Source organism: Streptomyces sp. NPDC051664, from assembly GCF_044453545.1.
In the GTDB taxonomy this organism is placed as follows: Bacteria; Actinomycetota; Actinomycetes; order Streptomycetales; family Streptomycetaceae; genus Streptomyces.
The window spans coordinates 156,164-178,555 of the sequence record NZ_JBITCU010000011.1; the positions used below are offsets into that span (position 1 = coordinate 156,164).

25 protein-coding genes are annotated in these 22,392 nt (G+C 70.1%); 16 read left to right on the forward strand and 9 right to left on the reverse strand.

The features are described 5' to 3' along the window. Window positions 1–4 precede the first annotated feature (4 nt). The 4 genes from bioB to ACIA8E_RS21895 all read left to right on the forward strand — a co-directional run bounded on the left by bioB (window position 5) and on the right by ACIA8E_RS21895 (window position 4,054). Window positions 5–1,189: a biotin synthase BioB gene (gene bioB, locus ACIA8E_RS21880; RefSeq protein ID WP_399300735.1), complete on the forward strand. Its 1,185-nt coding sequence runs from the start codon at window positions 5–7 to the stop codon at window positions 1,187–1,189. After that, a complete protein-coding gene (locus tag ACIA8E_RS21885; protein ID WP_399300738.1) occupies window positions 1,182–2,486 on the forward strand; it encodes an adenosylmethionine--8-amino-7-oxononanoate transaminase in 1,305 nt (434 codons plus the stop codon). The genes bioB and ACIA8E_RS21885 overlap by 8 nt, the downstream gene beginning before the upstream one ends. A 1-nt stretch (window position 2,487) precedes the next feature. After that, window positions 2,488–3,183, forward strand: a complete 696-nt coding sequence (gene bioD / locus ACIA8E_RS21890; protein WP_399300741.1) for a dethiobiotin synthase — start codon at window positions 2,488–2,490, stop codon at window positions 3,181–3,183. Window positions 3,184–3,376: 193 nt separating this feature from the next. Then, window positions 3,377–4,054 (forward strand): methyltransferase domain-containing protein, encoded by a 678-nt coding sequence (locus ACIA8E_RS21895; RefSeq protein WP_399300744.1) that lies wholly within the window; start codon window positions 3,377–3,379, stop codon window positions 4,052–4,054. An 86-nt stretch (window positions 4,055–4,140) separates the two neighbouring features. Here the strand turns inward: ACIA8E_RS21895 and ACIA8E_RS21900 are convergent, their stop codons facing one another. Beyond that, entirely contained in the window at window positions 4,141–4,512 is a 372-nt protein-coding gene (locus tag ACIA8E_RS21900; RefSeq protein WP_327123546.1) for a fic family toxin-antitoxin system, toxin component, read from the reverse strand. Continuing rightward, a complete protein-coding gene (locus ACIA8E_RS21905) occupies window positions 4,509–4,736 on the reverse strand; it encodes a hypothetical protein (protein ID WP_030921856.1) in 228 nt (75 codons plus the stop codon). Before ACIA8E_RS21905 ends, ACIA8E_RS21900 begins: the two co-directional genes overlap by 4 nt. A 121-nt stretch (window positions 4,737–4,857) precedes the next feature. Here ACIA8E_RS21905 and ACIA8E_RS21910 point away from each other — a divergent pair, with 121 nt between their 5' ends. The 3 genes from ACIA8E_RS21910 (at window position 4,858) to ACIA8E_RS21920 (ending at window position 6,514) form a co-directional block, all read left to right on the forward strand. Next, a complete protein-coding gene (locus ACIA8E_RS21910; protein ID WP_399300748.1) occupies window positions 4,858–5,739 on the forward strand; it encodes an LLM class F420-dependent oxidoreductase in 882 nt (293 codons plus the stop codon). Between the two features lie 183 nt (window positions 5,740–5,922). Beyond that, window positions 5,923–6,147, forward strand: coding sequence for a hypothetical protein (locus ACIA8E_RS21915; RefSeq protein WP_399300751.1), 225 nt, complete (start codon window positions 5,923–5,925; stop codon window positions 6,145–6,147). 61 nt (window positions 6,148–6,208) lie between these two features. Further along, on the forward strand, window positions 6,209–6,514 hold the full coding sequence (locus ACIA8E_RS21920; RefSeq protein ID WP_399300754.1) for a hypothetical protein: 306 nt from the start codon (window positions 6,209–6,211) through the stop codon (window positions 6,512–6,514). Here ACIA8E_RS21920 and ligD read toward each other — a convergent pair. Further along, window positions 6,466–7,434, reverse strand: coding sequence for a non-homologous end-joining DNA ligase (ligD, locus tag ACIA8E_RS21925; protein WP_399300757.1), 969 nt, complete (start codon window positions 7,432–7,434; stop codon window positions 6,466–6,468). The genes ACIA8E_RS21920 and ligD overlap by 49 nt on opposite strands. A gap of 117 nt (window positions 7,435–7,551) precedes the next feature. Between ligD and ACIA8E_RS21930 the strand changes: the two genes are divergently transcribed. The 4 genes from ACIA8E_RS21930 to ACIA8E_RS21945 all read left to right on the forward strand — a co-directional run bounded on the left by ACIA8E_RS21930 (window position 7,552) and on the right by ACIA8E_RS21945 (window position 11,521). Then, the gene (locus ACIA8E_RS21930; protein WP_399300760.1) at window positions 7,552–7,971 is read left to right on the forward strand and encodes a GNAT family N-acetyltransferase; all 420 of its coding nucleotides are present in this window, start codon (window positions 7,552–7,554) and stop codon (window positions 7,969–7,971) included. Between the two features lie 227 nt (window positions 7,972–8,198). Beyond that, on the forward strand, window positions 8,199–9,536 hold the full coding sequence (locus ACIA8E_RS21935; protein ID WP_399300763.1) for a hemolysin family protein: 1,338 nt from the start codon (window positions 8,199–8,201) through the stop codon (window positions 9,534–9,536). Continuing rightward, window positions 9,533–10,552, forward strand: coding sequence for a hemolysin family protein (locus ACIA8E_RS21940; protein WP_399300766.1), 1,020 nt, complete (start codon window positions 9,533–9,535; stop codon window positions 10,550–10,552). The genes ACIA8E_RS21935 and ACIA8E_RS21940 overlap by 4 nt, the downstream gene beginning before the upstream one ends. A gap of 126 nt (window positions 10,553–10,678) precedes the next feature. Next, window positions 10,679–11,521 carry an SGNH/GDSL hydrolase family protein gene (locus ACIA8E_RS21945; RefSeq protein ID WP_399300769.1) on the forward strand — a complete coding sequence of 281 codons (843 nt, stop codon included), beginning with the start codon at window positions 10,679–10,681 and terminating at the stop codon, window positions 11,519–11,521. Window positions 11,522–11,616: 95 nt separating this feature from the next. On the opposite strand, the gene ACIA8E_RS21950 is transcribed toward ACIA8E_RS21945, so the two are convergent. The 3 genes from ACIA8E_RS21950 to ACIA8E_RS21960 all read right to left on the reverse strand — a co-directional run bounded on the left by ACIA8E_RS21950 (window position 11,617) and on the right by ACIA8E_RS21960 (window position 14,365). Further along, a complete protein-coding gene (locus ACIA8E_RS21950) occupies window positions 11,617–12,765 on the reverse strand; it encodes a glycosyltransferase (protein WP_399300772.1) in 1,149 nt (382 codons plus the stop codon). Between the two features lie 209 nt (window positions 12,766–12,974). After that, a complete protein-coding gene (locus tag ACIA8E_RS21955; RefSeq protein WP_399300774.1) occupies window positions 12,975–13,742 on the reverse strand; it encodes a hypothetical protein in 768 nt (255 codons plus the stop codon). Continuing rightward, a complete protein-coding gene (locus tag ACIA8E_RS21960) occupies window positions 13,739–14,365 on the reverse strand; it encodes an RNA polymerase sigma factor (RefSeq protein WP_399300777.1) in 627 nt (208 codons plus the stop codon). Before ACIA8E_RS21960 ends, ACIA8E_RS21955 begins: the two co-directional genes overlap by 4 nt. Before the next feature lie 348 nt (window positions 14,366–14,713). On the opposite strand from ACIA8E_RS21960, the gene ACIA8E_RS21965 reads away from it, so the two are divergent. The 4 genes from ACIA8E_RS21965 to mug all read left to right on the forward strand — a co-directional run bounded on the left by ACIA8E_RS21965 (window position 14,714) and on the right by mug (window position 18,802). After that, entirely contained in the window at window positions 14,714–15,160 is a 447-nt protein-coding gene (locus tag ACIA8E_RS21965) for an FG-GAP repeat protein (protein ID WP_399300780.1), read from the forward strand. A 165-nt stretch (window positions 15,161–15,325) separates the two neighbouring features. Continuing rightward, window positions 15,326–16,609, forward strand: coding sequence for an APC family permease (locus ACIA8E_RS21970; RefSeq protein ID WP_399300944.1), 1,284 nt, complete (start codon window positions 15,326–15,328; stop codon window positions 16,607–16,609). A 173-nt stretch (window positions 16,610–16,782) separates the two neighbouring features. Further along, window positions 16,783–18,225 (forward strand): adenylosuccinate lyase, encoded by a 1,443-nt coding sequence (gene purB / locus ACIA8E_RS21975; protein WP_399300783.1) that lies wholly within the window; start codon window positions 16,783–16,785, stop codon window positions 18,223–18,225. A 19-nt stretch (window positions 18,226–18,244) separates the two neighbouring features. Next, window positions 18,245–18,802, forward strand: a complete 558-nt coding sequence (gene mug, locus ACIA8E_RS21980) for a G/U mismatch-specific DNA glycosylase (protein WP_399300786.1) — start codon at window positions 18,245–18,247, stop codon at window positions 18,800–18,802. Between the two features lie 75 nt (window positions 18,803–18,877). Here the strand turns inward: mug and ACIA8E_RS21985 are convergent, their stop codons facing one another. From ACIA8E_RS21985 to ACIA8E_RS21995, 3 genes are all read right to left on the reverse strand, one after another. After that, window positions 18,878–19,315 carry a hypothetical protein gene (locus tag ACIA8E_RS21985; RefSeq protein WP_399300789.1) on the reverse strand — a complete coding sequence of 146 codons (438 nt, stop codon included), beginning with the start codon at window positions 19,313–19,315 and terminating at the stop codon, window positions 18,878–18,880. Window positions 19,316–19,432: 117 nt separating this feature from the next. Next, window positions 19,433–20,170: an ABC transporter permease gene (locus tag ACIA8E_RS21990; RefSeq protein ID WP_399300791.1), complete on the reverse strand. Its 738-nt coding sequence runs from the start codon at window positions 20,168–20,170 to the stop codon at window positions 19,433–19,435. 2 nt (window positions 20,171–20,172) lie between these two features. Beyond that, a complete protein-coding gene (locus ACIA8E_RS21995; RefSeq protein WP_399300793.1) occupies window positions 20,173–21,111 on the reverse strand; it encodes an ABC transporter ATP-binding protein in 939 nt (312 codons plus the stop codon). Between the two features lie 108 nt (window positions 21,112–21,219). Between ACIA8E_RS21995 and ACIA8E_RS22000 the strand changes: the two genes are divergently transcribed. After that, entirely contained in the window at window positions 21,220–22,392 is a 1,173-nt protein-coding gene (locus ACIA8E_RS22000; RefSeq protein WP_399300795.1) for a sensor histidine kinase, read from the forward strand.

Here is a 22,392-nt window from a genome sequence, read left to right on the forward strand (position 1 = left end):
CGCCATGGACCTCCTGAACACGCTGGTGGACAAGGGGCTGCGGCGCGAGCTGCCGACCCGAGAAGAAGCGCTCGCCGTGCTGGCGACCTCCGACGACGATCTGCTCGAAGTGGTGGCCGCGGCCGGAAAGGTACGCCGCCAGTGGTTCGGCCGGCGGGTGAAGCTGAACTACCTGGTCAACCTCAAGTCCGGGCTCTGCCCCGAGGACTGCTCGTACTGCTCGCAGCGGCTCGGCTCGAAGGCCGAGATCCTCAAGTACACCTGGCTGAAGCCGGACGAGGCGTCGAAGGCCGCCGCCGCCGGGGTGGCGGGCGGCGCGAAGCGTGTGTGTCTGGTGGCGAGCGGCCGCGGTCCGACCGACCGGGACGTCGACCGGGTGTCGCAGACGATCGAGGCGATCAAGGAGCAGAACGAGGGCGTCGAGGTGTGCGCCTGCCTGGGTCTGCTCTCCGAGGGGCAGGCCGGCCGGCTGCGGTCGGCGGGCGCCGACGCGTACAACCACAACCTCAACACGTCGGAGGGGACGTACGGGGACATCACCACCACCCACACCTACGCGGACCGGGTGGAGACCGTGCAGCAGGCACAGGCAGCGGGGCTCTCCGCGTGCTCCGGGCTGATCGCCGGGATGGGCGAGAGCGACACCGATCTGGTCGATGTCGTCTTCTCGCTGCGCGAGCTGGACCCGGACTCGGTTCCGGTGAACTTCCTGATCCCGTTCGAGGGCACGCCGCTCGCCAAGGAGTGGAACCTCACCCCTCAGCGCTGCCTGCGCATTCTGGCGATGGTCCGGTTCGTCTGCCCGGATGTCGAGGTCCGGCTCGCGGGCGGCCGCGAGGTACATCTGCGCTCGATGCAGCCGCTCGCCCTGCACCTGGTCAACTCGATCTTCCTGGGCGACTATCTGACCAGCGAGGGCCAGGCAGGACAGGCGGATCTGGACATGATCGCGGACGCCGGTTTCGAGGTGGAGGGCGCGGGTACGACGACGCTGCCCCGGCACCGTACGGAAGCGGGGGCCGAACCGGAGACCGGCGGCGGTTGCGGCGGGCACTCCGCGGGCTGTGCGCCCTGTGGTGACGTGGCCGACGAGCCCGCGGCCGTCGACGCCGAGGCTCCGGCCGCGCGCACGGATCTGGTGGCGGTCCGCCGACGCGGCGCGGGGACGGATCTCGCCCCCAATGCCTGACCCCCTCTCCCCCGCGGAGCTGCGGACCCTGGACCGGGCCCACGTCTGGCACCCGTACGGCCCGATGCCGGGCCGGCAGGAGCCGCTGATCGTGGAGTCCGCGTCCGGGGTACGGCTCCGGCTCGCCGAACCGGCCCACGGGCAGCACGAGCTGATCGACGGCATGTCGTCGTGGTGGTCGGCGGTGCACGGCTACAACCATCCGGTGCTCAACGAGGCGGCGCGCGGCCAGCTGGACCGGATGAGCCATGTGATGTTCGGCGGCCTCACCCATGAGCCCGCCGTGCGGCTGGCGGCCCGGCTGGTCGAGATCACGCCGGAGCCGCTGCGCCATGTCTTCCTCGCCGACTCCGGTTCGGTGTCGGTCGAGGTCGCGGTGAAGATGTGCTTGCAGTACTGGCATTCCACCGGCCGCCCGGCCAAGAAGCGTCTGCTGACCTGGCGCGGCGGCTACCACGGGGACACCTGGCAGCCGATGTCGGTGTGCGACCCCGAGGGCGGCATGCACGGGCTGTGGTCGGGCGCGCTCCCCCAGCAGGTCTTCGCCGACGAGCCGCCCGGCGGTTTCGACGCGCAGCCGGACGAGGCGTACGTACAGCATCTGCGGGGCCTGATCGCACGCCATGCCGATGAGCTGGCCGCGGTGATCGTGGAGCCGGTGGTGCAGGGTGCGGGCGGGATGCGGTTCCACTCCCCCGCATATCTGCGAGCGCTGCGCGAGGCGTGCGACGCACATGACGTGCTGCTGGTGTTCGACGAGATCGCCAGCGGTTTCGGACGTACGGGGAAGCTGTTCGCCGCCGGACACGCCGGGATCTCTCCCGACGTCATGTGCGTCGGCAAGGCGCTGACCGGCGGCTATCTCACGCTGGCGGCGACGCTGTGCACCTCACGGGTGGCGGACGGCATCTCGCGCGGCGAGGTGCCGGTGCTGGCGCACGGGCCGACGTTCATGGGCAACCCACTGGCCGCCGCGGTGGCCCTCGCCTCGATCGATCTGCTGCTCGGCCAGGACTGGCAGCAGGAGGTCAAGCGCCTGGAGAAGGGGCTGCGGGACGGTCTTGCCGGTGCGCGTTCGATCGCGGGTGTACGGGACGTACGCGTCCTGGGCGCCATCGGCGTCGTACAGCTCGATCACGACGTGAACATGGCTGCGGCCACCGAAGCCGCGGTCCGCGAGGGCGTCTGGCTGCGTCCGTTCCGGGACCTGATCTACACAATGCCGCCGTATGTGACCGGCGACGACGATCTGGCGCGCATCTGCCGTGCGGTGTGCGCCGCAGCGCGGGAGGGCTGAGATGCCGGTACTGGTAGTGAGCGGCACGGGTACGGAGATCGGCAAGACGGTCGTCACGGCGGCGGTGGCCGCGGTGGCGGTCTCCGCCGGGCGTTCGGTCGCCGTGCTCAAGCCGGCCCAGACGGGTGTCGCGCCGGGAGAACCGGGTGATGTCTTCGAGGTGCGCCGGCTGGCGGGCGAGGCAGTCACCGGTCTCGAACTGGCGCGGTTCCCCGAGCCGTTGGCGCCGGACACAGCCGCCCGGCGGGCGGGCATGGTGCCCGTGCACCCGGAACAGATCGCGGAAGCGGCCGAGAAACTCGCGACCGAGCACGATCTGGTGCTGGTCGAGGGTGCGGGCGGGCTGCTCGTACGGTTCGACGAGGAAGGCGCCACTCTCGCGGACGCGGCCCGGCTGCTGGCCGCCCCGGTTCTGGTCGTGACGTCTGCCGGGCTCGGCACACTCAACACGACCGCGCTCACCTCGGAGGCCCTGCGGGCACGGGGGCTCGGGTGCCTCGGAGTGGTGGTGGGCAGCATGCCCGCCGAGCCGGACCTGGCCGCGCGCTGCAATCTCGGCGATCTTCCGGTGGTGGCGGGTGCGCCGCTGCTGGGCGTCGTGCCCGCCGGGGCGGGGGCGCTGGCGCCCGTCGACTTCCGTGCCCGGGCCACGAGTTGGCTGACGGCGGAGCTGGGCGGGATCCGGTCCGCTCACTGAGCCGCGGAGCGGAGACGGCCGGAAATCCGGCCGTCGGCTGAGCGGCTGAGCGGCGCGGGACGGGGAAGAATCCAAGTAGCCGTACTGTGCCGGTCGGGCTTCTCCGGTCGGTTTCGGGCGGGTCCCGCCCGCCCGCGCCGAGCGGTCCGGCGGAGCCCACCCGGTGGAGCCGGTCCTGTCGAGGAGGTCTGTCATGCGCCTGCGGAGCACGAAGATCCCGAAGGACGCGGTGCACCATCCGGTCTTCGCCCGGGTCTATGCCCGCATGAGCGTGGCCGCCGAGACCAGATCCGGTATGGCGGCGATCCGCGCGGATCTGCTCGCGGGTCTGTCGGGACGCATCATCGAGATCGGCGCGGGAAACGGTCTGAACTTCGCTCACTACCCGCCTGCCGTGTCCGAAGTGGTGGCGATCGAACCCGAGGGGTGCCTGCGGCAGTTGGCTCTACGGTCCGCGCTGCGTGCCGGTATGCCGGTGGATGTCGTGCCGGCTGCCGCGGAGGCGCTGCCGGTGAAGAGCGAGGCGTTCGACGGGGCCGTCGCGTCACTCGTGCTGTGCACCGTACGGAACGTGGAACGGTCGCTCGGGGAGATCCTCCGGGTGCTGCGCCCCGGCGGGGAGCTGCGCTTCTTCGAGCATGTACGGGCCGACGACCGCGCCATGGCGACGGCCCAGCGGGCACTGGACCGGACGGTGTGGCCACTGGTGTGCGGTGGGTGTCACACGTCGCGGGACACGCTCGCCGCGATCGAGAAGGCCGGGTTCGTGGTGGAGGAGTACCGCAGGGTCAAGATGCCGAAGAGGGGGATCCGGCTCCCCACCTCCGCGTGCGTGCTGGGCGTGGCCCGCCGGACGACCGTGGTGGACTGAGCCCTTCAGCCCTCCTGCTCCAGCTTGTCCGCGAACGCCCGCAGTGCGTCGCTTCGCACCTTCTTCGAAACCTCACGCAAAAGGAGTCACAGGCTCCATTGGCGGAGCTCGTCGGAGATGGCCCGGACGTCGGCCTTGCCCTCCTTGACCAGCCGGGCCAGGTCGCGGACCTGTTCGGGCGAAGTGATGACCTTCAGTCCGGAGGCGACGAGATAGCCGTAGGCAACGGCGGAGGCGAACATCGCGTTGGAGTGTTCCAGCGCGGGGACGTGGAGCAGCAACTGCAGGAGTGCGGCGGCCCTGATGTGCGGGTCGCTGTATACGGGGCTGCCGAAGATCTCCGCCTCATGACGGGCGACCGCGGCGACGAGCGCACCCCAGTCGACGACCTGTGGATCGCCGGGCGTCTTGTGCTCGGCGACCATGAGCAACCAGGAAAGGTCGATCCGGAGGTTCAACGGGTGCCTTTGCGCTCCGGGCCGAACTCCTCGGCGAAGACCGACTCGTACTGCTTCATGAAGTCGGCAGCGGCCTCGACAAAAGTATGTCCGACTTCGCCCGCGTCCTGTTTGACGAGCTCCTCTATGTAGCGGTTCACGCTCATCCCCCTCTGCAACGCGCGCTGTCGCGCGGCCTCGGCGGTGGCCTCGTCCACTCGTACGTTCAGCTGAGTCTTGGGCACATCAACACGCTAGCGCGGGATTGCTAGCACAGGCAAGGGGGGCGGTCCGCCATACGGACAACGCTCTCCCTTGGCAGAGTGTGTGGCCTGTCCATCGATCAACCCGGCGCGAGGAGAGGTCATGGCAAGGCCGTTTCGATTCGGAGTGAACATGCTGACGCCGGCCGGCGGGACGGACTGGCGCACCCGTTGCCGCCGCGCGGAGCAGCTCGGATACGACGTCATCTTGGTCCCCGACCACCTGGGTCTGCCGGCCCCGTTCCCGGCACTGGTCGCCGCCGCAGAGGCCACGGAACGGCCCCGCGTCGGCACCTTCGTGCTCAATGCCGCTTTCTGGAACCCGACGCTGCTGGCCCGCGAGGCGGCCGGTACCGATGCGCTGACCGAGGGGCGCCTGGAGCTGGGGATCGGGGCCGGATACGTACGCGAGGAGCACGACCGGGCGGGTATCGAGTTCCTCTCCCCCGGCGGACGGGTGGACCATCTGCGACGTACGGTCGAGGTGCTGGACCGGCTGCTGCGCGACGGCAGCCACGTCCCGAAGTCCCCGCAGCACCCCAGGCCACCACTGCTGATCGGTGGGAACGGGGACCGGGTCCTGCGTCTGGCGGCCCGCTTCGCGGAGATCGTGGCGTTCACCGGGGCGGCGAGCGACCGGACCGGCAAGCTCGTGCCCCTCACCGCCGAACAGCTCGACGAGCGTGTCGCCACCTACCGGCGGTTCGCCGCCACGCGGGAGAGCCCGGCCGAGCTGAATCTGCTCATCCAGTTCGTCCGGACGACCAACGACCGTCGCGCGGCCGTGCGCGAGGTGCTGCCGCTGACATCGCACCTCGACGAGGACGAGGCCCTTGCGCTCCCGCTGCTCGCGATGGGCACGGTGCGGGCGATCGCCGATCAGCTGAGGGAGCGCCGCGAGCGGTACGGCTTCTCGTACCTGACGGTGCTGGAGCCGAACATGGAGGCATTCGGCCCGATCGTCCAGGAGCTGGCCGGCAGCTGACCGCATGGTGGCGTGTGTTCGTCGGTCGGGCGGGACCGACCAGGTGGAAGGCACCCGGCGGGAAGTGCGACGCCGGTCACTTACCGCACTTCGACCCTCACGCTCCGATCCTCATGCCGGCGGAGGCCGCCGCATCTGCACCGGCCGGATGCGCCCGCCCTCGCGCGGGGCCACTCTGGAGTCATGGCCACACCACCGATCACCATCCACGCACCCACTCCGTCCGGCGCCCGGCCGGTGACGGTGCACATCAACAATCGCGACGAGAGACTCGGGCTCGCGCACTGCGACAACGACCTCATCGTGTTCCTCGCCGACGCCGGATTGGCCGACCCGAAACGGATCCTCGACAACCGCGCCGTGGTGCAGTGGCAGGGCGCCGAAGCGCATCAGTACAAGGCGGCCTGAATTACGGCGCGCGCGAGCGGCTGGCCGGGGGCACCCTGAGGGGACGAGCCCCCCGGCAGTCGTGCGCCGCTGTGCACCGACCGGTGGCCGCGCCGTCACCATCAACGGTGACATCGTCGGCCTCACCCACGACGACCGCGACCTGATCGAATTTCTCCGGCGGGCCGGGATCTACGACGCCGAGCATCTCCTCGACGACCCGCACTGGACGGAGTGGCGCGGCGGGCGGGCTCACCGGTACGAAGCGCCTGCCGAGACCCACCTGCCTCCGGAGTGGGAGAGGCAGCTGCCCCACATCGCCACGGTCCCCTCCGGTACTCAGTCCAGCCGGGTCAGGTCCGGCCGTAGCCGTTGCCAGACCGGATGACGCAGGCGGCCGGCGGCGGTCCACTCCGAGGCGGTGACCTCCGCGACCAGCCGCGGCTCGACCCAGTGCGCGTCCGTCACCCGGACCGGGTCGGTGAACGGTGACGTCGGGCGCGCGAGGACCGCCAGGTACGCGGCGAGTTCACCCAGCTCACGCTCGGACATCCCCGACCCCACCGATCCCGCGTACCGCAGGCCGTCCGGCGTGTCCACGCCGACCAGAACCGCGCCCGGCACGTCCCCGGCCGCGCCCCGCCTCCGCGTCCAGCCGCCGATGACCACGTCCAGGGTCTCGACCCTCTTGGTCTTGCGCCAGTCGGGCGAGCGGGCCCCTGGCGTGTACGGGGAGGAAAGCCTCTTGGCGACCACGCCTTCCAGGCCCTCGAGCACCACGGCCTCCCACGTCCGGGCACCGTGTCCGTGCACGTATCCGGGCACCGACCAGTGCGGACCGGCCAGCCCCAGTCCTGACAGGACCTGGCGGCGCTCGCGGTAGGAGGAGGTGAGCAGCGAGCGGCCGTCCAGGAACATCACGTCGAAGACCACGAGCTGGACGGGTGTCTGCTGTGCCAGGCGAGTGGCGTGGCGTGCGTTCGCCACACCCATCCGGCGCTGGAGCAATCCGAAGTCGGGCCGTCTCTCGGTGCCCAGGACAACGACCTCACCGTCGAGGACGACACCCCGCCCACGCAGGATCCCGCCGAGCGCCTGCAGCTCGGGATAGGTCACGGTGATGTCGTTGCCCGCCCGGGAGGTCAGCTGCACGGTTCCGTCGCCTGCGCTGGTCAGGACGCAGCGGGCACCATCCCATTTGGCCTCGAACGCCCACCCCTCGTCGTGCACCGGCAGCGGCCCCGGCACGGCCAGCATCGGTGCGATCGACGGCGGCGCGAAAGGGGCGCGCTCGGGATTCGGGGCCATACCTTCGATGATCGAACGACGCGCACGACTCCGCAGGCCCGGTCCAGGCGGTGGTTCTCGATTCCTCAGTGCGGAAAACGTTCGCCGAACGGGTCGGCGTTCTGATTGGCTCACCCAATGAGTGATCTCCACATCCGTTGCGCCGACCTCTCGGACATCGACGCCGTGCTGCAGTTCTGGAGCGAGGCCGCGGAAGGAACCAGCATCAGCGACGACCACGACGGGGTGGCCCGACTCATCTCGAGAGACCCCGAAGCCCTGCTTCTCGCCGAGCGTGACGGTCTCCTCGCGGGCACCGTCATAGCCGGGTTCGATGGTTGGCGATGGTCCGCCTACCGGCTGGCCGTACACCCGGACTGCCGTCGGCAGGGCATCGCCACCGCTTTGCTGGAAGCAGCGGAGCAACGATTCATCAAGCTGGGCGGACGACGGGTCGACGCCATGGTCCTGGAAGCCAACGAACGGGCGCACCACACATGGGCTGCCGCTGGTTACCACCGCGAGGATCACTGGCGCCGCTGGGTGAAACCGCTGTAGGCACAGGCGGGACTGTTGTGGATCAAGCCCCTGCGGGCCCGAGAGCCGGTCGGCGAACACCCGCGGAGCGGGCGACTTTGCCGACCCTTTACTATAGGTGCACCGTCGACCCGTCCTCCCGAAAGGTGTGAGCGTCCGCCCATGGGCGAGCCTCCCAGTAGAAGCCGACATCGCCGACATCGAGCGATCCTCCTGTCCCTGCCCGATCATGGGACGGAGGTGAACCGATGACCGAAGTGCTCCTGCTGCTCGTGGCGGTACTGCTCTCGCTCGCCTGCGGTGCCTTCGTCGCGGCCGAATTCTCCCTGACCACCGTCGAGCGCGGTCAGCTCCAAAGGGCGGTGACGCGGGGCGAGCGGGGCGCGGCAAGCGCCATGAAGGCTGTGCGCAGCCTCACCTTCCAGCTCTCCGGCGCGCAGCTCGGCATCACCGTCACCAACCTGGTCGTCGGCATGATCTCCGAGCCGTCGATCGCGAAACTGATCCGCGGTCCGGTGGAGGCGACCGGACTGTCCCCGGGTGTGGCGTCCTCGGTGGCGCTGGTGCTCGGAACGGCACTGTCCACGGTGTTCCTGATGGTCGTCGGTGAACTCGTCCCGAAGAACTGGGCGATCTCCTCGCCGCTGGCCATGGCAAAAACCGTGGCCACCCCGCAGCGGGCCTTCACTGCGGTCTTCCGGCCCTTCATCAGCCACCTCAACAGCACGGCCAACCGGATCGTGCGTCGCGTCGGTCTGGAACCGACCGAGGAGCTGGCCTCCGCCCGCAGCCCGCAGGAGCTGGTGGCGCTGGCCCGTCACTCGGCGAAGGCAGGCGCGCTGGAAGCGGACACCGCGGAACTCTTCGTCCGCACCCTCAACCTCGCAGATCTGACCGCGGAGAATGTGATGACCCCACGGGTGCAGGTCACCGCACTGGAGGTGCGGGCGACCGCCGAGGACGTCGCGAACGCCACCCGGGCGACCGGACTGTCCCGCTTCCCCGTCTACCGGGGCAGCCTCGACACCGTCGTCGGCGTCGCACACATCAAGGACGTGCTGGCGATCCCGGCCGAGGAGAGGCCACGCACACGCGTGTCGGAGATGCTGCGCGAGCCCCTGCTCGTGCCGGAGACCCTCACCGTGGACCGGCTGCTCGACCGGCTGTCCGGCAAGCTCGCGATGGCCGTGGTCATCGACGAGTACGGCGGCACGGCCGGAGTCGTCACGCTGGAGGACATCGTCGAGGAGGTGGTCGGCGAGGTACGCGACGAGCACGACCCGCACGAGACGCCGGACCTCGCACCGGCCGGTGAGGACGCCTACGGACGCACCCTCTGGTCGGCCGACGGCGCCGCCCGCACCGACCAGCTGCGGACCATCGGACTCCGGGTGCCGGAAGGACCGTACGAGACGCTCGCCGGACTGATCGCCACCGAGGTGGGCCGGATCCCGGCCGTGGGCGACTCCATCGAGCTGGCGGGCTGGCGGCTCGATGTGGCGGACGCCTCGGGGCGCCGCGCGGCGCGGGTACTGCTGCACGCACCGCTGCCCGGCGCCGACGACGGTACGGAGGACGGACGATGACTGCCGTCCAGCTCTTCATCGGTCTGCTGACCCTGGTCGCCAACGCGTTCTTCGTCGGCGCCGAGTTCGCGCTGATCTCCGTACGCCGCAGCCAGATCGAGCCCCAGGCCGAGGCCGGGAACCGGCGGGCGCGGAACGTCATCTGGGGTCTGGAGCATGTGTCGGCGCTGCTCGCGGCGGCGCAACTGGGCATCACGCTGTGCACGCTGGTCCTGGGTATCGTCGCCGAACCGGCCATCGCGCACCTGCTGGAGCCCGTCTTCGACGTGGTGGGTGTGCCGCACGGACTGGTCCATCCGATCTCGTTCGTGATCGCGCTGACCGTGGCGACGTATCTGCACATGCTGCTCGGCGAGATGGTGCCGAAGAACATCGCGCTGGCTGAGCCGGTACGGACCGCGCTGCTGCTCGGTCCGCCGCTGGTCACCCTTGCCAGGGCGCTGCGCCCGGTGATCTTCACGGTGAACGCCTTCGCCAACACCCTGCTGAAACTTCTGCGGGTGGAGACGAAGAACGAGGTGTCCGCCACGTTCTCCGACGACGAACTGGCCCGTCTCGTGAAGGACGCCGGGGACGCCGGGCTCGTCGACGACCGCGCGGCCGAGCGTCTGCGGCACGCCCTGGAGCTGGGCCGTCGCCCGGTACGGGATGTGGTGCTGCCGGTCGACCAGGTGGTGTACACCCGGGTCGGGACGACACCCGAGGAGCTGGAACGGCTCTCGTACGAGTCGGGTTTCTCGCGTTTCCCGGTGATGGACAGCGAGCAGCGGATCCAGGGCTACCTCCATGTGAAGGACGCCCTGGACGCCGCACCTCGCGATGTACCGTTCCCGGTGACGGCCATGCGGCCGATCGCCCGGGTGCGGGCCGCGACACCGCTCGACGATGTGCTGACGGCGCTGCGAAGGAGCCGCACACACCTCGCGGCGGTGCTCGACGAGGACGACAAGCTGGCCGGACTGGTCACGATGGAGGATGTCCTGCGCGAGCTGGTGGGACGGCCGCAAGGACGCTGACGGGGCCGGTGCGGGCCATGGGGCGGTCAGGCGCACGCGCCCGGCCGCACGCACCGCACCGGCCGGTGGGCTCGGTCCGGTCTCCGTGAAAGGCGCCGGACCCCACCGCGATACGATCGCATCGCCATGGAAATGAATGCCTCCTACACCAGTCTTGTCGCGGTCGGCGACTCGTTCACCGAGGGAATGTCGGACCTGCTGCCGGACGGTTCGTACCGCGGCTGGGCCGATGTCCTCGCCGGCCGGCTCGCCACCCGCTCCCCCGGGTTCCGGTACGCAAATCTCGCCGTACGCGGAAAGCTGATCCGCCAGATAGTCGACGAGCAGGTCGAAGCGGCGGCCGCCATGCAGGCGGATGTCGTCACGCTCGTCGGCGGTCTCAACGACACACTGCGACCGAAGTGCGACATGGGCATGGTGCGCGGGCAGCTGGAAGAGGCCGTGGAGCGTCTGGCGCCGGCTTGCAAGAAGCTGGTGCTGATGCGCAGCCCCGGTCGCAACGGCCCGGTGATGGAGCGGTTCCGTCCGCGCATGGAGGAGCTGTTCACCCTGGTCGACGAGTTGGCGAACCGCCACGGTGCCCTGGTCGTCGATCTGTACGGGGCTCCGGCGCTGGGAGATCCCCAGCTGTGGGACGTCGACCGGCTGCATCTGACCGACGAGGGCCACCGCAGAGTTGCCGAGGCGGTCTGGCAGACGCTGGGGCTTCCGGCCGAGAACGACTGGCAGACGTCGCTTCCCGCCGCCGCACCTCCTCGGTGGACGACGCGGCGCGTCGACGACCTCCGCTTCGCGCGCCGGCATCTGGTTCCATGGATCGGCCGGCGTCTGACCGGCCGGTCGTCCGGCGACGGACGGACGGGCGCCCAGTTCAGCGCCGAGCTCGGGAAGGCCTTCTGGGTCACCCCCGAGGACGACCGGGCCCCGGGCCCGGTGGCGACGTGGCGCCGGGTGGACGGGTCCCGCTAGGGGATGTCCGGTCGGGGCTGCCGGGCGCAGCTGTCGTAGCTCTCGAGCCGGTCATCCGCCGCGGGTCCGGCATCGGTCACCTCGGACTGCCGATGTCAGGCGTGACAGGTGCTGCAGCTGTTGTCACTGAGGTGTGGGCCTCGCCGCCAGTCCGGGGGTGGTGCCCATGACGCCTTTCGGGTGGCCTGACGCTGTTCGGCGAATTCGCGGTTGGTGAGCGTCTGCGTGCGATGGGCGTCAGGGAGGTCCGGCATCGACAGGAGCCGTTCGCAGGCCCTGAGCGAACCGTCGATGTCGCCGACCCGGTAGGCGGTGATCGAGTACTCGAAGAGCAGCCCCCATCGGTACACCCACGGCTGGATGAACAGCAGGTCGTCCGGCGGTTCCCGGTCGAGACCGGCGCAGACGATCGCGTGCGCGGCGCGGTGGCGGCCGAGGCCGCGCAGCCGCGAGGAGAGTTCGTAGCAGGCCTCGAGCCGTTGCGGCCGCGACTCCCAGGCGCGCGAGAGCGCGTCCATGGCGGCCGGCCAGTTGTCGGCATCGGCCTTGAGGATCCCGGCCTGCAGCAGCGAGCAGTACACCTCCTCGCCCCAGCCGCCCATCCGCGCGCGGCGCTCGTACAGGGCGATCGCCTTGTCCCTCTCGCCGAGATCCCGCATGGTCTGCGCCAGGTAGAAGACGGTCCGGGCGTTGTCGGGGTCACGTTCGAGTTCGGCACCGAGCAGGCGCACATCCCGCTCGTACTTGTCGTGCCGCGTTCCCCCGTCGGCGTGATCCTCGATGACGAGCTCGTCGAGAGTCTGCTGGTCGTCGCGCTGGTCGGAGGTGAGGTACTCATGGGTGACGCCTTCGTACCGCCAGGCGATGTCGCCGCGTACCAGACGCTTGACGCGGCACTCGGTCGCGCCCACGTGCCGCAGCAGGTACGAGTCGGCGGCCAGCGGGGGCAGCGGCCGCTCCCTGTGGATCACCAGATCGGCGTCGAGGAGGAGCAGATAGTCGGCCTTGGCGTGGGCGTGCCTGATGTTCAGCGTCCGGATGTGGCCGAAGTCCACCCAGGGCTCCTCCTGGAGCTCGCCCGGGATGCCGTCGAGAGCGGTACGGATCAACTGCTGTGTTCCGTCGCTCGAACCGGTATCGGAGATCACCCAGGTGTCGATCAGGTCGCGAACGGAGGCGAGGCAGCGCTCGATGACATGGGCCTCGTTCTTGACGATCATGCACAGGCAGATGGACGGCTTCACGGCGACACCAATCCCGGACGTACGAGTCCGGGCGACCCTATTGACGCGGCGTCCGGGAGCGGTGGCGGCTCGCCGGTGCCGCGCCCCGGGTTAGCTGTCGCGTGCGTACCCGTCGGAGCGTCGTGTCACAGTGCGTGAACCGTTCCGCCGTTGGGCTCGGGGCACACAGCACTCCGCGGTGTCCTGTGTCCGCACCGACGGGTGCGGGCTCAGCGCGCGTCGGAGTTGCCCCGGGTGTTCTTCCCGGTTCCCTTCGCCGCTTCCGGGGCCGGCGGGGTCGCTCCCGGGGACGGCGGGGTCGCTTCCGGCTTCTCCTTCTTGCCGGTCCCGTTCCCCTTCGACGGCTGAGCAGCGAGGAGGCCGTCACAGTAGTCCGGCACCGCCGACGCGCCACCGGCCGCCGACGCCAGCCGGTCGAAGGCCGCCGCGTCCGCGGCCTTCCCGCTGTCCTGCACGTGGCGGTAGGCACGGCAGAGCGCCGTATCGTCCTGTGCCTGGTCGGGGTGGCCTGCAGCACGCCCGGTGTCCGGGGTGTCCGTCGGCCCTTGCTGCGCACGGTCCGCGCGCGGCGTCGACGTACTGCTATGACTGCCGCCGGGCTTTGCGGGCTCGCTGTTCGCTGGGTGCGCGGGGTGCGGCCGGTCGTGGCCGCCCTCACCGAACGGTCCCGGCATCGCCCCCGAGCCGGCGGCCATCGCGACCCCACCCAGCGCCACCACCGCGACGAGGCCGGCGACGACGGCCCGGACCGAGCGCACTCCGCGCCACCGCTCGACCGGACGCCAGTCGTCGCGCCGACGGCGCCGCAGCGGCGACACCGGTGCGTGTGCGCCGTCGTCGCGCGCCGCCCGGAACGCATCGAGCGCCCGCTTCTCGGCAACGGGGCCGGCTTCCCCGGCGCGCTGCGCGGCCGTCAGCAGGGCGGCCAGTTCGGGGGTCACCGGCATTCCGGTCGCCCGCTGCGTTTCATCTCTCATGTCTCATCTCTCAGCGTGCGCCGCGCCGCAGACGTCACAGTGCCCGACCCCGCCGAGGTCATACGCTCGGCCAGTCGCTTCAGTCCACGGTGGGCGGAGGTGCGTACGGCCCCGGCTCGCTTGCCCAGCACACGCGCCGTCGCGGGGCCGTCGAGGCCGACGACGACGCGCAGCAGAACGGCTTCCGCCTGCTCCCGCGGCAACTGTCCGATGAGCGCGAGCGCCTGCTCGGTGGAGAGCGTCTCCAGGGCGGCCGCGGCCGTGTCATGACCACTGGGCAGTTCGAGGACGTCCTGCTCCAGGAATGCGGTGCGCGGCCGCCGCTTCTGTCTGCGCAGATGGTCCAGTGCCCGGTGCCGGGCGATCGTCGCGGTCCAGCCGCGGAATCCGGCCCCGTCTCCGCGGAACCGCCCGAGATCGCGGGAGATCTCCAGCCAGGCGTCGGAGGCCACGTCCTCGCCGTCCTCGCCGACCAGGGCCCGTACGTAACCGAGCAGCCCGGGATGAACCATCCGGTACGCCACCGCGAAGGCTTCCTCGTCCCCCTGCTGGGCCCGCTCCACCGCGGCGCCGAGCTCGGTGTCGTCCACTTGCCCGCGGTGCTGTTCCCCGCCCTTGGTCACACTTTCCTCTTCGTACCGACTGCGTCGGACGCGCACCGCCCCCGGCACCACTCACGGTGCCCATGCTCCCCGGGCCCGCGAGCCTCTCGACTACTTCTGCGTGACGGGGCACAGAAATGTCACAGCAAGGGGATTCGCAAAGCCGAATGCACTGCCCGGGCCCGTCGCCGCCGGGGCAGTCCTGAAGCGCAGCCAGGAGGACACAGCCGATGCCTGGAAGCCTCAAGAGCCCGCCAAGTCATGTGACTCACAGCACACTTCGCCGACCCGTGTGACGGGTGCGTCTTGAGCAAACTTCTCTGAGGGGTGGGACATTTGAGCCCGCGCACGTCGCATGCGTACAGACCGATGACCGGCGACGACATGGGGGCGTCCGTCTCCATCGGCGATGTCGACCTCGACGGGTACGGCGACATTCTCACCGGCGCACCGGGCGAGGACATCACCCGCAGCGGCGTGAACGAGAGCAGCGCCGGCCAGGTCTTCCTGATCCGCGGTTCCGCCACCGGCCCCACCGGCACCGGGGCCGTCGGATACAGCCAGGGCACGACGGGCATCCCCGGCGCCACCGAACCCGACGACCGCCTCGGCTCGTCCGTGTCCCTCACCGACCTCTCCGGCTACAGCCGGGCGGACATCGCGATCGGCGCAGACGGCGAGGACGCCAACGGCACGATCGTGCAGATCGACAACACCAGCACCTCGGGAATCAAGCCGGACACCGGTCTCTACTACGGGGTGTCGGCGCTCGGTTCCTCCACCGGGATCCGGATCGGACTGACTCCGGCCCCGTAACTCCCCGGTCCCGCACCGGACACAGACACCGGAGCCCCTCGGCCTGGCCCCGGGGGCTCCGGTCATGTGGTGCGGCAGACGGCCACCGTCTCGTCACCTTCTCTCTGTACGGTGTGCCGGAACAGCGCTGCAGGTGAGGCAAGGGAGAAGCGCGGGGTGGATGCGATGGCCGGTGCCGCGGGCGGTGGTGTGAACAGCGGTAGGGGCGGCAACGGATTGAGGCGCCGCCTGGGGGTCTTCGATGCGGTGGTCATCGGCCTGGGCTCGATGATCGGAGCAGGTGTCTTCGCCGCACTCGCTCCGGCCGCCCGCGCGGCAGGTTCGGGGCTCCTGATCGGTCTGGCGGTGGCCGCGGTCGTGGCGTACTGCAATGCCACCTCGTCGGCGCGGCTCGCGGCCCGCTATCCGTCCTCCGGCGGCACGTACGTCTACGGGCGTGAGCGCCTGGGCGAATTCTGGGGCTACCTGGCAGGCTGGAGTTTCGTCGTCGGAAAGACGGCCTCCTGTGCGGCCATGGCCCTGACCGTCGGCGCCTACGCCTGGCCGGGGCAGGCCCATGCGGTGGCGGTCGGCGCGGTGGTGGCGCTCACTGCCGTGAACTGTCTGGGGGTCCAGAAGTCCGCATGGCTGACCAGGGTGATCGTGGCCGTGGTCCTCGCGGTCCTCGCCGCCGTCGTCACCGCGTGCCTCACCGGCGGCGTCGTCCAGGCGTCCCGACTGGCACCGGGTTCCGACGCCACGGTGAGCGGAGTGCTGCAGGCCGCTGGGCTGCTGTTCTTCGCCTTCGCCGGATATGCCCGCATCGCCACGCTGGGCGAGGAGGTCCAGGACCCGGCTCGCACGATCCCACGAGCCATCCCCGTGGCTCTCGGGATCACCCTGATCGTGTACGCGGCCGTCGACGTGGCGGTGCTGTCGGTCCTCGGGGCCGCCCGGTTGGCCGATGCCGCAGCACCACTGGCGGAGGCGGTCCGTGCCGCCGGCGCCCCCGGGCTGGTGCCGGTGGTCCGCGCAGGTGCGGCGGTGGCCGCGCTCGGTTCGCTGCTCGCACTGCTGCTCGGGGTCTCCCGTACGACGCTGGCGATGGCCCGCGACCGCCACCTGCCGCACGTACTGGCCGCCGTCCATCCCCGTTTCGCCGTCCCGCACCGCGCCGAAGTCGCCGTGGGCGCGGTCGCCGCCCTCGTCGCAGCCACCGGCGATGTCCGCGGCGCGATCGGGTTCTCCTCCTTCGGCGTGCTTTTGTACTACGCCATCGCCAACGCGGCCGCCCTTACCCTCACACCGGCCGAGGGCCGCCCATTGCGCGCGGTTCCGGTTCTCGGTCTGGCCGGCTGCCTGGTCCTCGCTGTCACCCTCCCCGTGCCGTCGGTGCTGTCGGGCGCAGCGGTGGCGCTGCTCGGTGCGGCTGCGTACGGCCTCCGCAGGGGGCGGACCGCGGTTTCCTGAAGCCGACGGCCGGCAACCCGGGTGAACACGGGCTGCAGAGCATGCTGAGCCATACCGAAAGACCTGGAGCCGAGGACCGGGCGGCTTCCCTCGCACGAGAGACCGCGTTCGTAGCAAGCCACAAACCGGGCCGCGGCGCTGGCCTGCAGAAACCGCCAGTAGAATCTGGACACGTGACTGCTGTGTCTGCGAAGCCTCGCATCCCCAATGTCCTGGCCGGCCGCTATGCCTCCACCGAGCTGGCCGTCCTCTGGTCCCCCGAGCAGAAGGTGAAGCTGGAGCGCCAGCTGTGGCTGGCGGTGCTGCGCGCTCAGCAGGACCTCGGGATCGAGGTGCCCGACGCCGCCCTCGCCGACTACGAGCGGGTCCTCGACCAGGTCGACCTGGCGTCCATCGCCGAACGTGAGAAGGTCACCCGGCACGACGTGAAGGCACGGATCGAAGAGTTCAACGCTCTCGCCGGGCACGAGCAGGTCCACAAGGGCATGACGTCCCGCGACCTCACCGAGAACGTCGAGCAGTTGCAGATCCGGCTCTCGCTCGAGCTGATGCGTGACCGCACGGTGGCCGTCCTGGCCCGGCTCGGCAGGCTGGCCGGTGAGTACAGCGAGCTGGTCATCGCCGGTCGTTCCCACAATGTCGCCGCCCAGGCGACCACCCTCGGGAAGCGCTTCGCCACCGCCGCGGACGAGCTGCTCGTGGCGTACGGACGGCTTGAGGACCTGCTGGGCCGCTACCCGCTGCGCGGCATCAAGGGCCCCGTCGGCACGGCGCAGGACATGCTCGACCTGCTGGGCGGCGACGCCGCGAAGCTCGGCGAGCTGGAACAGCGCATCGCCGGCCACCTCGGCTTCGGGCAGGCCTTCACCTCCGTCGGCCAGGTCTATCCCCGCTCGCTCGACTACGACGTGGTGACCGCGCTGGTGCAGCTGGCCGCCGCACCCTCGTCCGTCGCGAAGACCATCCGGCTGATGGCCGGGCACGAGCTGGTCACCGAGGGCTTCAAGCCGGGTCAGGTCGGCTCGTCCGCGATGCCGCACAAGATGAACACCCGGTCCTGCGAGCGTGTCAACGGTCTGATGGTGATCCTCCGCGGCTACGCCTCGATGACCGGTGAGCTGGCGGGCGACCAGTGGAACGAGGGCGATGTGTCCTGCTCCGTGGTCCGCCGGGTGGCACTCCCGGACGCCTTCTTCGCATTCGACGGTCTGCTGGAAACCTTCCTCACGGTGCTCGACGAGTTCGGGGCGTTCCCCGCGGTCGTGGCCCGCGAACTGGACCGGTACCTGCCGTTCCTCGCCACGACCAAGGTGCTGATGGGCGCCGTCCGCGCCGGCGTCGGCCGCGAGGTCGCGCACGAGGCGATCAAGGAGAACGCGGTCGCCTCCGCGCTGGCCATGCGCGAGCAGGGCACGGAGCGCAATCAGCTGCTGGACAAGCTGGCTGCCGACGACCGCATCCCGCTGGACCGCGCCCAGCTCGACGCCCTGATGGCCGACAAGCTCTCCTTCACAGGAGCGGCGGCCGACCAGGTCACCGCGCTCGTCGCCCGGATCGAGGAGATCACCAAGCAGCACCCGGAGGCCGCCGGATACACGCCGGGCTCCATCCTCTGACGGCCGAAACCACAACCGCATGACGCCCGAAGAGCTCCAGGCCGCCCGCGACCGCACCGTTCCCGATGTGGTCGCGGGTGGCCTGCGTGTGTTGTTCTGCGGAATCAACCCGAGCCTGATGACCGCCGCCACGGGGCATCATTTCGCCCGCCCCGGCAACCGCTTCTGGCCGGTGCTCCACCTGTCGGGCTTCACCCCCCGCCAGTTGAAGCCATCGGAACAGAACGAGCTGCTGGACCACGGCCTGGGCATCACCAATGTGGTGGCCCGCGCCACAGCGCGCGCCGACGAACTGGCGGCCGAGGAGTTCCGCGCGGGCGGTGTCATCCTGGCGGCCAAGGTCGAGCGGCTGCGACCTCAGTGGCTCGCCGTCGTGGGCGTCACGGCCTACCGGACCGCCTTCGGTGACCGACGCGCGCAGATCGGCCCGCAGGACAGGACGATCGGCGGTGCTCGGGTCTGGGCCCTGCCCAACCCCAGCGGTCTGAACGCCCATTGGACCGCTCAGACCATGGCCGAGGAGTACGGGCGCCTCCGCGCGGCCGTCGACTCGGCCAGTCCCCTTCATTCAAGCTGAGAATAGAACCGCTCTGACGATTCAGCCCCCTGGAATCGCTCGCACCGCTCGGACCGGGATGGGCACCGTCGCCGGTCAGGGCGGATCGATCTCCGTCACCAGGACGCTCAGTTCGCAGCCGGGGCCCTCCTCCTCCAGATGGAGTCCCATCGCAACCCACCGGTCCTCGATGCGCCAGAGTTGCAGGAATTCACATCCGGCGACCGGATCGGTCCAGGGCTCCGGTATCTCCTCGCCTGCCGTCATCCGCTCCTGCGCACTCCACAGACTGATCATCTGCGGCTCACCCCAGCGCCCCGCGAGCAGTGTCAGCAGTGCGTCGTGCTCCGCGAGACACTGTGCCCGGTGCTCCAGACGCCCTGCCTCGTCGTCATCCCAGTGCTCGTCGTCCGCGTGCAAGGACACCATGTGGTAACCGGGCCCGCTGGCTCCTGAGCCCGACTGGATGCGCTCCGCGGGGAAGTCCCGGGCGCGCATCCCGTCGATGAGGCGGAGGCGATGTGCGGTCGTCATACCGCCAGTAAACCGTCCGGCACTGACAATCACTTCCCTGGCCTGAGCCTTGAGGGAGTTTCAGCCGCCTCGCGACGCCGCACCCCACCAGGGCTCCGACAGTGGGCAGTCCGGCCCTCAGGCGTCCCTGCGCCGCATCGCCCACCAGCCCGTCAGCAGCGCGGCGCCCGCCCAGGCCGCTGTGACCGCGAGCCCCGTCCACGGCCCGAGGCTCCCCTCCGGACTCTGTTGCAGCACCAACTGCCCAGCCCGGTCGGGCAGATATTGCGCGACGCCGCCCGCGATGTCTCCGACCACGAAGGAGACGATCAGGATGAACGGGATGAGCAGACTGAGGACGGCGACAGCGCTGCGCAACAGAGCCGTCAGGCCGGCTGCGAGTAGAGCCATCAGGGCCAGATATATCCCTCCGCCGAGAGCAGCTCGCAGGGCTCCGGGTTCCCCCAGACCGATCGCGTACTTCCCCATGAACAACTGCCCCACCAGGAAAGCGGTGAAGCTGGTGACGAGCCCTATGACCAGGGCGAGTGCACCGACGAGGGTCATTTTGGCTGCGTAGAAGAGGTCACGGCGCGGCACTGCGGCAAGCGATACCCGCAGGGCACCGTTCAGGTACTCCGAGGAGAGCGCGGTCGCGCCGAAGCTGATGGCTGCGATCTGGCCGAAGTTCAGCGCGTAGAAGGCGCCGAAGACCGGATCGGAATCCGGGTTGTCCGCCTCGGCCTGGCCGACGGTGGCGAACGCGAGCACAGTCACGGCGAGTGTCGCCAGAAAGACCGCGGTCAGGGAGCCGGCCACGGACCGCACCGATCTGATCTTGATCCACTCGGATCGGAGCACTGCGAGGGTCGACATGGTCAGGCCTCCTGACGAGTGGTGGGTGAGGCTGCTGCGGACGCGAATTCCGTCGCGTCGACGGTGAGATCGAGATACGCCTGCTCCAAGGTCGCCTGCTCATCGGCGAGTTCAAGGATGGGAATGCCTTCGAAGGCGGCTATGGGACCGATGTCCACCGCCTTGGCCCCTTCGACGGTCCAGCGCCCGTCGTCGCCCTGCGACAACGCGTATCCCTTGCGCGTCAGCACGTCACGGAGTCGGCTGGACTCGGTCGTCCGTACGCGCACACGTGGGCGGCTGCGGGAGTCGAGGAACTCCTGCATCGGCAGGTCGACGAGGAGTCTGCCCCGGCCGAGGACCACGAGGTGGTCGGCGAACGACGACGTCTCGTTCATCAGGTGGCTGGAGACCAGAACCGTGCGGCCCTCGCGGGCCAGCCGCTTCATCAGTTCGCGGATCCAGACGATGCCTTCCGGGTCCAGCCCGTTCGACGGCTCGTCCAGCATCACGACTTCCGGGTCGCCGAGCAATGCGGCCGCGATACCGAGACGCTGTCGCATGCCGAGCGAGAACGTCTTGATCCGATGACCGCCGACCCGGCCGAGCCCCGCCTCCTCCAATACTTCTTCGACCCTGGTGGGAGCTATGCGGTTGCTGGTGGCGAGAGCCAGCAGATGGTTCCGCGCGGTCCGCGAGCCGTGGGCGGCCTGGGCGTCGAGCAGCGCGCCCACCCGGCGCAGCGGATCGTCGAGCGTGGCGTAGGCCCGGCCACCGATCATGGCCGTGCCGCCCGTCGGCCGGTCCAGACCCAGGACAAGTCTCATGGTGGTGGATTTGCCGGCGCCGTTGGGGCCGAGGAAGCCGGTGACCCGGCCGGGTCGCACGCTGAACGTGAGGCGGTCCACGGCGCGAGTGGCCCCGTATTCCTTGGTGAGCTCATGGACGTCGATGCTGGTCATGTCCTCAGCCTGGCGGCCGCGCCCAGCTCCTGGCCTCCCCCGCAGGAGGGGATCGTCTCCCTCGCTCGGGGGAGCCGCCGCGCCGGGGGTCACTGACACGATGGCAGCATGCGCCGCTTTCTCCGTCCGCTGACCGACTCTGTCACCTACACCCGCTGGCTGCATCTGCTCATTCCGACCGCGATCGTCAGCGTGTGGCTGTTCATCTCCCCCGATACACCGTGGGCGCCGATGGTCTTCGCCGTGCCGGTGGGACTGCTGCCCGCCATGCGGCTCGCCGAGGGCGTCCAGGCGCAGTTGTTGCTCACACCTGACGAGCGGGGCAGTCCCGACGCATCGATCTCTGCCGCGTCCGCGGTGACCTGGGCGGACCGCTGGCGGACCGTGGCCTGGCTGGAAGTGCGGTTGTTGCTCTCCGGCGTGGCGACGTTCGCGACGGTGTGGCTGCCCGCGACGGCGGTTGACCTTGTGCTCACCGTGACCGATGCGGGCCCGAGCGGCGATTGGCTCTTCCGCTGGGTGGAGCCGCGCTCGTGGTACATCGTGTTCGTGCCGGTCCCGCTGTTGGTGCTGCTGGCCGTCATGGTGGAGTGCGGCGAGCTGGTCACGGCCGCTGCGCGGTGGCTGCTCAGCCAGTCGCCGGTGGAGCGGCTGACCGCGCTGGAGGAGCGCACCGAGCAGTTGCTGGAGCGCAATCGCATCGCGCGCGAGCTGCACGACTCGATCGGGCATGCCTTGACCGTCGCGGTCGTCCAGGCGGGCGCGGCGCGGGCGGCGAAGGACCCTGAATTCACCGAGCGGGCACTGGCCGCGATCGAGGAGACCGGCCGGGATGCGCTGGACGATCTGGAGAGGGTACTGCGGGTACTGCGCGAATCGGACGCACCGGTGAGTCAGCGGCCGACGCTTGCCGAGGCGGACCGGCTGCTGGAGTCGGCGCGCGGTTCGGGGGCGAAGGTCGATGCCGAGATGTCCGGTCCGGTGGAGCTGGTGCCAGGGCCGGTGTCGCGCGAGGGCTACCGGATCCTGCAGGAGGCTCTCACCAATGTGTTGCGCCACTCCGGGACCGTCCCCGTACGGGTACGCATCACGGTGGCGGACGGCTGGCTTGAGCTGGAGGTGGCGAATCCACTCACCGGATCGGCAGGCCCGTCCGGGGGCGGGAGCGGACTGCGGGGAATACGTGAACGGGCCGCGCTCCTGGGCGGAAAGGCCAAGACCGGCCCGTACGACGGTGAGTGGCGGGTGCACGCAAGCCTCCCGCTGGACCGCCTAGGCTGA

What these genes read in the sequence shown, in the direction of transcription:
- bioB (WP_399300735.1), top strand. Translation starts at nt 5, where the DNA reads ATGGACCTCCTGAACACGCTGGTGGACAAGGGGCTGCGGCGCGAGCTG.
- ACIA8E_RS21885 (WP_399300738.1), top strand. Translation starts at nt 1,182, where the DNA reads ATGCCTGACCCCCTCTCCCCCGCGGAGCTGCGGACCCTGGACCGGGCC.
- bioD (WP_399300741.1), top strand. Translation starts at nt 2,488, where the DNA reads ATGCCGGTACTGGTAGTGAGCGGCACGGGTACGGAGATCGGCAAGACG.
- ACIA8E_RS21895 (WP_399300744.1), top strand. Translation starts at nt 3,377, where the DNA reads ATGCGCCTGCGGAGCACGAAGATCCCGAAGGACGCGGTGCACCATCCG.
- ACIA8E_RS21910 (WP_399300748.1), top strand. Translation starts at nt 4,858, where the DNA reads ATGGCAAGGCCGTTTCGATTCGGAGTGAACATGCTGACGCCGGCCGGC.
- ACIA8E_RS21915 (WP_399300751.1), top strand. Translation starts at nt 5,923, where the DNA reads ATGGCCACACCACCGATCACCATCCACGCACCCACTCCGTCCGGCGCC.
- ligD (WP_399300757.1), bottom strand. Translation starts at nt 7,434, where the DNA reads ATGGCCCCGAATCCCGAGCGCGCCCCTTTCGCGCCGCCGTCGATCGCA.
- ACIA8E_RS21930 (WP_399300760.1), top strand. Translation starts at nt 7,552, where the DNA reads ATGAGTGATCTCCACATCCGTTGCGCCGACCTCTCGGACATCGACGCC.
- ACIA8E_RS21935 (WP_399300763.1), top strand. Translation starts at nt 8,199, where the DNA reads ATGACCGAAGTGCTCCTGCTGCTCGTGGCGGTACTGCTCTCGCTCGCC.
- ACIA8E_RS21940 (WP_399300766.1), top strand. Translation starts at nt 9,533, where the DNA reads ATGACTGCCGTCCAGCTCTTCATCGGTCTGCTGACCCTGGTCGCCAAC.
- ACIA8E_RS21945 (WP_399300769.1), top strand. Translation starts at nt 10,679, where the DNA reads ATGGAAATGAATGCCTCCTACACCAGTCTTGTCGCGGTCGGCGACTCG.
- ACIA8E_RS21955 (WP_399300774.1), bottom strand. Translation starts at nt 13,742, where the DNA reads ATGAGAGATGAAACGCAGCGGGCGACCGGAATGCCGGTGACCCCCGAA.
- ACIA8E_RS21965 (WP_399300780.1), top strand. Translation starts at nt 14,714, where the DNA reads ATGACCGGCGACGACATGGGGGCGTCCGTCTCCATCGGCGATGTCGAC.
- ACIA8E_RS21970 (WP_399300944.1), top strand. Translation starts at nt 15,326, where the DNA reads ATGGCCGGTGCCGCGGGCGGTGGTGTGAACAGCGGTAGGGGCGGCAAC.
- mug (WP_399300786.1), top strand. Translation starts at nt 18,245, where the DNA reads ATGACGCCCGAAGAGCTCCAGGCCGCCCGCGACCGCACCGTTCCCGAT.
- ACIA8E_RS21985 (WP_399300789.1), bottom strand. Translation starts at nt 19,315, where the DNA reads ATGACGACCGCACATCGCCTCCGCCTCATCGACGGGATGCGCGCCCGG.
- ACIA8E_RS21990 (WP_399300791.1), bottom strand. Translation starts at nt 20,170, where the DNA reads ATGTCGACCCTCGCAGTGCTCCGATCCGAGTGGATCAAGATCAGATCG.
- ACIA8E_RS21995 (WP_399300793.1), bottom strand. Translation starts at nt 21,111, where the DNA reads ATGACCAGCATCGACGTCCATGAGCTCACCAAGGAATACGGGGCCACT.
- ACIA8E_RS22000 (WP_399300795.1), top strand. Translation starts at nt 21,220, where the DNA reads ATGCGCCGCTTTCTCCGTCCGCTGACCGACTCTGTCACCTACACCCGC.